General features: G+C 60.3%; 7 protein-coding genes. 3 read left to right on the top strand and 4 right to left on the bottom strand.

Annotated elements, in window-relative coordinates:
* On the bottom strand, nucleotides 1–2,989 hold a 2,989-nt coding region (locus VB737_RS12880; protein ID WP_500313515.1), incomplete at its 3' end, for an SPM autocatalytic domain-containing protein.
* Nucleotides 2,990–3,199: 210 nt separating this feature from the next.
* The gene (locus tag VB737_RS12885; protein WP_500313517.1) at nucleotides 3,200–3,709 is read right to left on the bottom strand and encodes a hypothetical protein; all 510 of its coding nucleotides are present in this window, start codon (nucleotides 3,707–3,709) and stop codon (nucleotides 3,200–3,202) included.
* Between the two features lie 673 nt (nucleotides 3,710–4,382).
* Between VB737_RS12885 and VB737_RS12890 the strand changes: the two genes are divergently transcribed.
* Nucleotides 4,383–4,610 (top strand): hypothetical protein, encoded by a 228-nt coding sequence (locus tag VB737_RS12890; RefSeq protein ID WP_500313519.1) that lies wholly within the window; start codon nucleotides 4,383–4,385, stop codon nucleotides 4,608–4,610.
* A 688-nt stretch (nucleotides 4,611–5,298) separates the two neighbouring features.
* Here the strand turns inward: VB737_RS12890 and VB737_RS12895 are convergent.
* Together VB737_RS12895 and hisIE are read right to left on the bottom strand one after the other, a co-directional pair.
* Nucleotides 5,299–5,664, bottom strand: coding sequence for a hypothetical protein (locus VB737_RS12895; protein ID WP_500313520.1), 366 nt, complete (start codon nucleotides 5,662–5,664; stop codon nucleotides 5,299–5,301).
* The gene (hisIE, locus tag VB737_RS12900; RefSeq protein ID WP_500313528.1) at nucleotides 5,661–6,323 is read right to left on the bottom strand and encodes a bifunctional phosphoribosyl-AMP cyclohydrolase/phosphoribosyl-ATP diphosphatase HisIE; all 663 of its coding nucleotides are present in this window, start codon (nucleotides 6,321–6,323) and stop codon (nucleotides 5,661–5,663) included. Before hisIE ends, VB737_RS12895 begins: the two co-directional genes overlap by 4 nt.
* A 99-nt stretch (nucleotides 6,324–6,422) precedes the next feature.
* Between hisIE and VB737_RS12905 the strand changes: the two genes are divergently transcribed.
* Complete coding sequence (locus VB737_RS12905) at nucleotides 6,423–6,944, top strand: 6-carboxytetrahydropterin synthase (RefSeq protein ID WP_500313522.1); 522 nt, start codon at nucleotides 6,423–6,425, stop codon at nucleotides 6,942–6,944.
* A partial coding sequence (locus VB737_RS12910) for a permease (RefSeq protein WP_500313524.1) occupies nucleotides 6,941–7,166 on the top strand: 226 nt, incomplete at its 3' end. The genes VB737_RS12905 and VB737_RS12910, both read left to right, overlap by 4 nt.

Here is a 7,166-nt window from a genome sequence, read left to right on the forward strand (position 1 = left end):
CTCCCTGGTCGATCACATACACGTCATCACCGATCCCGCCGTTCAGGCTGTCATTGCCGCTGCCGGCCACCAACATGTCGCGCCCAGCCCCGCCATGCAGCAGGTCATCCCCCGCGCCTCCGTCGAGATGGTCATCGCCGTCGCTGCCGCTCAGGTAGTCGTTGCCCTCGCCGCCCTTCAGCAGATCATTGAACCCGCCACCAAACACCGCATCGTCACCCGCCAGCGCATCAATCCGGTTCACCATGTCCCAGAAGCCTCCCAGCCGGTCCGCTCCAGCCGTCGCACCCCCCACCACCGCGCGGTCCCGCAGCTCAACATCTCCCCAGCGGCTTCCATCCGCGAACTGGAACTCCTCAATCCGGTGCGCCTCCGACGCAAAATAGTGCTCCACCCACAGACGGTCCGTGCTGCCATAGTGCACATACAGCTGCGAGCCATGGCGCTCCACCAGCCGTACATCTGACGGCCTCACATTCGTGAACAGCACCACATCATGGTTACCGCTCTGGTAATCCGTATCACTGATCTCCTTTCGATCCCCTCCCTGGTCGATCACATACACGTCATCACCGATCCCGCCGTTCAGGCTGTCATTGCCGCTGCCGGCCACCAACATGTCGCGCCCAGCCCCGCCATGCAGCAGGTCATCCCCCGCGCCTCCGTCGAGGAAATCCTGACCGTCTGCACCTGAAAGATAGTCGGACTCTGCAGATCCTTTTTGAAGGCGATGCTCTGAAGCAAGTCGATTGACAGTACGTGCTGCCTGTGAATCGAAAGGGAATGACTCCTGCAGTTTGGCAAGAATCAACGCTCCAGCATCTCCGATAGAGCTAAAGGCTCGAGTCAGCTTATACAACCCCAGGAAGTCTGACGGCTGGAGAAAGCTTGTGTCAAGATAGCCAGCGATCCACCCAAGAGTCTGTTCCGATGCTTGTAAATCAATGTCGCCATCAACTGCAACAAGCCGTTGCAGAATCGGCCAGGCGTCCGTCTGAAGAATCAGCTGATGCTCCAACTGAAGACGGAAGTCCTCATAGGCTTGATGGAGCATCCTCGCCGCCTGGCCCAAGGGCCGTTGGTCAGCCCAGCCTTGGCGAAAGCTCTGGCCAAGAAGGCGCTCCATAACAGCGAGTCGTCCATCAATCGTTTCCCGGCCGTAACTAAGTCGATCAAAAGACACTCCGACCCATTGAAAGAGCAATGGATCAATCAATGCTTCACGCTGTAGGGTATTACCCTGTATCCAGCGCTCCAGAAGCAAACGCAGCTCTCCGGATGGATCCACAGCCATGGCTTGATGCAGATCAGGCACCAGGCCCATACCTTGAAGATCTGGAAGCGCTGATAGGCCTGCGTCAATTGAGACAGAGTTCAACCACTTTGAACGTGCCTGGTCAACTTGAAACCAGACATCATGCATGGATTGAAGAGTTGCATCAGAGGCCTGAAACACGCCAATCTGAAGGTGTCGATTCCCCTGAGAGTCAACGATATCTGATACTTCATAGTCAACTCCAAGTCGGAGCAAGCCTGCCTCGTCAAGGCTCACCATCTCGCCTTGATCGGTCATCGCATTGCTGTTTCTGTCAATCCATATCTTCAACGTCGACCATGCCGCATCGTTTTGATCAATCCAGCGATCCCCATTGTCATCAAGCGCCTTGAGGGCCTCGAATCCGTTGGCAGCTTTCGTTCCACTCGGTAGCAATGTGTTATTACCAAAGAGTTCTCCACCGTGATCAATCAGGCCATTGTCATCAAGGTCATGAACCAGAAGTCCATCCGTTGGGCTGATCCAGCCTGTCCGTTCGGCAAACCCATTACCGTCATGATCGAAATGAATGGCCGACCATTCTTGAGCTGATGTGATGACTCCATTGCGGTCAAGGTCAAGAACAAGGGGGCATGAATAGGTTCCTTCCGCCTCCTGAAACTGATTTCTCAGTGCCTCCAGTCCACGATCCCAGAGATCGGCGAGGTGCCCAGCAACAAACTCGGCAGCCTCGTCGGCATAGGCACTTCCGAGCATGGAGGCGGACAGCACCAGTCCGCTGGCAGCCAACCAGCCAAGCGGGCCCGCGGCCAGCAAGGGTGCCACCGCCAACGAAGCAAGGCGACCAGCGAGAATACCCCCGGCATTCTCAAGTGCCCACTGGGTCATCATCTGCTGTGCAGCGTCTGGATCGCCCGCGTCCATCGCCGCTTTGGCATCATGGGCCACGGCCGCAAGGCTGACAACGTCAGCAATGTGACCCAGTTGATCCATGGCCTTGAGCCAACGCGATGGAGTCCGTGCAGGCTGATTCAGAAGATCCTGCTTGTAGTGAACAACCAAGTTGTCCTGGGCTACACGAATCTCTCTCAGCGCTTCACGATGGGCAGCCACCCTCTCCTGGGGAATGAAGTCCGCCATGGACCGCATCGGAGTATCGGGCGGAGGAGCATTACCGTGGATGACATTAGAATCTTCAAAGAAGTCTCGGGCATCAACTATGTAATGCTGATTAATCTGCAGAGGATTTCCATCATGGTCCACAGCTATCTTCAATCTTGAAGTTCTAACCTCAGATGCAGCCGTGATTATCTTAAATGCCTCTTCCATAGACATTCCGTGGAATACCTCTATTGGTATTCCATCGATACTTGTTACCTTTGGGTTGCTGAGAATGAGCGGGAGCTCAGTCTGGTAGAAGACTCGGCTCAAAGATGCTCCTCCGGTAAACGTCACCACCTCCCCAACCGCATCTTCGAGATATCGAGCTGACACCTTATCCCAAACCCCATTATTCACGCGCACACCATCAATAATCTCACCATCCATAAAGCTTTGCAATCCAACCTTGTCTTCTCCAAATATCTGCTTCAATTTATCGGAAAATCGTTTGTTATAGCCGCTTGTATTTGTCGTCAAATTCATGAATTTCCCTATCTCCGACTGATCAATTGTACGAACATCATTTCCGGATTCATGCAAAGCCTCTGCCATGGCGCCGGAGTGAACGATCTTGTCTCCGAAAGAGGTGTATCTCCCCGTCACTCCGCTATATAGGACCGTAACAGAGCCTTGGACTCGGTGATCGACTCTTTCAATTAGATCCAGGAGCTGCTCTTTGGTTTCAATCGAGTCCAGCAGAAGATTGGCCTGCTCAGCAGTCAGTAGCATGATATGAAGGTGCAAGTATACAGGAGATAGCGCTCAGAACTGAAATGTCACTCTCGGCTCAACCGGTGACTGACTTGTCTCACCATCAACTCCAAACGCGCTCAAGGCGTCACGAAGTACAGACACAACCTCATCCATGCAGAGGCCGCCAAGATCACTAGGCTGAATATGCGATACCTCCTTCCACACTAGTGTTGGGACATCGCCAGGAGATCCGCATGAGAAGTTGCCTACATTTAGTGATATGTCCAAAAGCGTATTTCGAATACTCAACCAGAATCTTCCTTCAGGGATATAGTCCCTGGAATAGTTTTCGATGATCCCCCCCCACAGGTAGCAATCCAGTTCCTTATCTCTCGTCCAGTAACGACCATCACCTGGCTTGAACGGAAGGTTGTATCGGGCAATGTCTTCCGCCGAGACCACTTCATTCACGAAGCCCATCTGGGTTGCCTCAAACTCTTTGGGACACAACGGTTGGAAGCCATGATCCGCGTTGGTGGAGTTTCCATCAAGCGACTTCCTGGATAACAGGAGCTGCACGCTGAGAACCTAACGATGGGCAGGGGGATCGGCCAGCAGTGACGAAACGTCGAGTGCTGCAGGTCCTGTTTCAGGCTTCCCGGGGACGGTCACGGCGTCCATGGCGTTACGAGCTGTGCTTCGAGGGAACGCCTTTGGAGCGGCATGAGCACTTAAGCCATGCCCGCCCACCCGCTGCGGCGACAACCGCATCCACAGAGTCGTCAGCCCTCTCTGGCCTTCCCCGGAAACGCCCTTGTCTCCCAGCGGCACCACGTTCCAGGCCGGTGTGGATACTCCGGCCAGCGACCTTCGAACCACCTGCGATGCTGCTGGGCATGGGTCCGCCGAGGTGAACGGAAAGCCCATGGGAGTGGGGCCTGGACGATCAAGGGCCTGCTGGGATGCGGCAACGACAACGTCCAGGGCCTTCGGCGCCTGATCGCGGTGGGCAACGGCAACCCGATCACGGGCAGCACAAGGGCCATGGCTACAAGGCGGGGCTGCAGGCTGACTAGGCGATTCCGCGCAGCACGCCAACCGCCACGGTGCCGGTCACGCTCAAGCCGCAACTGGGTGTGGCCTATGGGACCAATCAGCAGGACGGATTCAGCGAAAGCGGTGACCCCACCGTGGGCCTGAACGTGGGGGCCGCACCAGCCACAGCCTTGTGGGAACCCTGGGCGCCGAGCTGATGGCGGCGATTCCCCTGTACCCGGAGACATCTCAGGTGCTCAAGCCGCGCTTCGCTGTGGCCTTTCAGGTGGATGCACTGGCTGACCGCAACGGCAACCGTTCGCTGAACACCTCCCTGCCTGGAGCGGGCGTGAGCTTCAGCAGCGCCGGGCAGAATCGCGGCCTGAACGATCTGACGCTGAGCGGCAGCTTGAAAGTCGTGGTCGCCAGCAAGGAGCCTGTGTAGGTGTCGGCGTCGAATGAAACCCTCTCGAGGGGTCGGCAGTTCGCCTACGGAGGTGGGGTGAGACTGACCTTCTGAGGGGGAGGGAGCAGACGCGGGATGATGCCCTCACCCATGAATCGAGCGGCCAGCGAAACGCTCCACCCTCATCGATCACTTGGCTGAAGTCCAGTGTGCTTGGCCATTCGGACCGACATTCTGGGGCCATTCCCCTCTCCATCATCGAAAGCAAAGCTGTAAAACCTTCTTGGCTTTGCCCGAAGGCCAATGACTCATGCAGAGAATGGAAGCAAGAATCGGATGGCGACGGGCTCAGTTCACCGCTTTCAATCCGTTCAGCAATGACACGGAGAGCCAGGACTTCAGCCTTGGCCATGGCAGCAGAAGAGGATGTTCCGTAGGCATGGACACCAGGAAGTTCTGGCACCTCGGCGATCCAACGTCCGTCTGCCTCTTGTTCGCATTCCAACGTAAAGTTCATGCCTGCCTACCTCCGATATCGCCTCTACCCAGAAACTCTCGCCAGATATCACAACAGGGCACATCCATTCCATCGACCCTGCGCAACGGATTCGGCCAAGATTCACGCCTTCATGAACCATCTGTAGGCTTTCGCGACAGGATGTCCACCGGGGTAGACCCGCTATCGGTATCGGGGGCGTCATTCAGCCGGTGGGCGACAAGCCCGCCCTCACCCATCCAGCTCCAACCATTTCCGCGCCTCCACCGCCGCCTTCTCCTGCCCCTGGCGGTGCCCGAAGGCGAACGCCGCCACGCAGATCAGCGTGATCGCCGCCGGCACCGTCCCCGACGGCAGCCGGTTGCGGTTGGCCAGGTCGTCCGGCAGGCCCCCCAGCGTCAGCACCAGGAAGCCCACCGCCCCCAGGGCCGTGAGTCCATAAAGAAACGGCGTCATCGTGCGGCGCGTCAGCGCGTGCAGCAGCAGCACCGCCAGCCCCACCCAGGGGACGCTCGAGCCCAGGGCCCACAGCCAGCGTTCGCCCGATCCATCGGTGAGCCGCCGCCGGCAGGCCAGTTCGCGCTGCAGGCGGCTCATTCGCGCCTGGGCGCGCCGCGCCGCGTCGCCAGCACCTCCTGCACCCGGCGCCAGTCGACGCCGTGGTGGGCCAGGGCCACCTGCAGATGGAAGATCAGGTCGGCCGCCTCGCCGGCGATCGCGTCCGGGTCGTCGTCCTTGCAGGCCATCACGAATTCGGCGCTCTCCTCGCCGATCTTCTTGAGGATGCGGTTGTCGCCCCCCTCCAGCAGCTTGTTGGTGTAGCTGCCCGGTTCGGGGTGCTCCTTGCGCCCCCGAATCACCCGCGCCAGTTCGGTGCACACATCCGCCGGTGGCGGCAGGGCGTCCGGCCCGCCGGCCGTGGCCGTTTCGCCTTCCTCGTAGAAGCAGCTGCGGGCACCGGTGTGGCAGGCCACCTGGCCCACCTGCTCGATCGTGAGCAGCAGCACGTCGGCGTCGCAGTCGTAACGCAGGCCCCTCAGCGTCTGGAAATGGCCGCTGGTGGCCCCCTTGTGCCACAGCTCCTGCCGTGAGCGGCTCCAGTAGTGCACCTCGCCCGTGGCCAGCGTGTGCTCGATCGCCTCCCGGTTCATCCAGGCCACCATCAGCACCGCCCCGTCCAGCCAGTCCTGGGCCACCGCCGGGATCAGCCCCGCCCCATCGAAGCGCAGCGTGGCGATCAGCTCCGGGCCCGCCAGCTCCGCCCCCCCACCGGGCGACGGCGGATGACAGGATCCAGGGGAAGCGGCGGATGGAGCCCCCACGGGACGCGACGTCAGCTGCAGTGATCCTCCCCCATGTCCAGCCCCGCCGCCCACACCTGCAGCAAGAGCTACGGCGGCTTCCCCTGCTGCCATCGCCAGTGGCGCCACCCGGGCCACTGCCGATTCGTGCACGGCTACAGCCGCAGCTTCACCTTCTGGTTCGCCGCCCACCACCTCGACATCCACGGCTTCGTGGTCGACTTCTCCAGCCTCCAGCCCCTGCGGGCCCGCCTCGAGCAGCAGTTCGACCACACCTTCCTGGTCAACCACGACGATCCCCTGCTGGCCCAGTGGCAGGCCCTGCATGCGCAGGGCGCCCTCGACCTGCGGGTGATGGCCAACGTGGGCATGGAGGCCAGCGCCGAAGTGGCCTGGGGCTGGGCCAACGAGATGCTGCACCAGCGGGATGGCGGCCGCAGCTGCTGCTGGCGCGTCGAGGCCCGCGAGAACGAGGCCAACGCCGCCCGCTTCACCGCCATCCCCGCGTGGTTCGAGGCGGGCACCTCCACTCAACCGGCCACCCCCACCAGTCCGGAGCCCTGGCCGGCGCCGTGATCCTCACCCGACTCGCCACCGCCTGGGCCCTGTTCCAGGGGCTGCTGATCGAGGCGCTGCCCTTCCTGCTGATCGGCGTGCTGATCTCCGCCGGCGCCCGCTGGTTCGCTCCCGGCGGCCGCTGGCTGCGGCGCCTCCCGTCCCACCCCCTGCTGGGACCGCTCACCGGTGCCGCCCTCGGCTTCGCCCTGCCGGCCTGCGAATGCGGCAACGTGCCGGTGG

This window comes from Synechococcus sp. BA-120 BA3, from assembly GCF_034931285.1.
Classification (GTDB): domain Bacteria; phylum Cyanobacteriota; class Cyanobacteriia; order PCC-6307; family Cyanobiaceae; genus Cyanobium.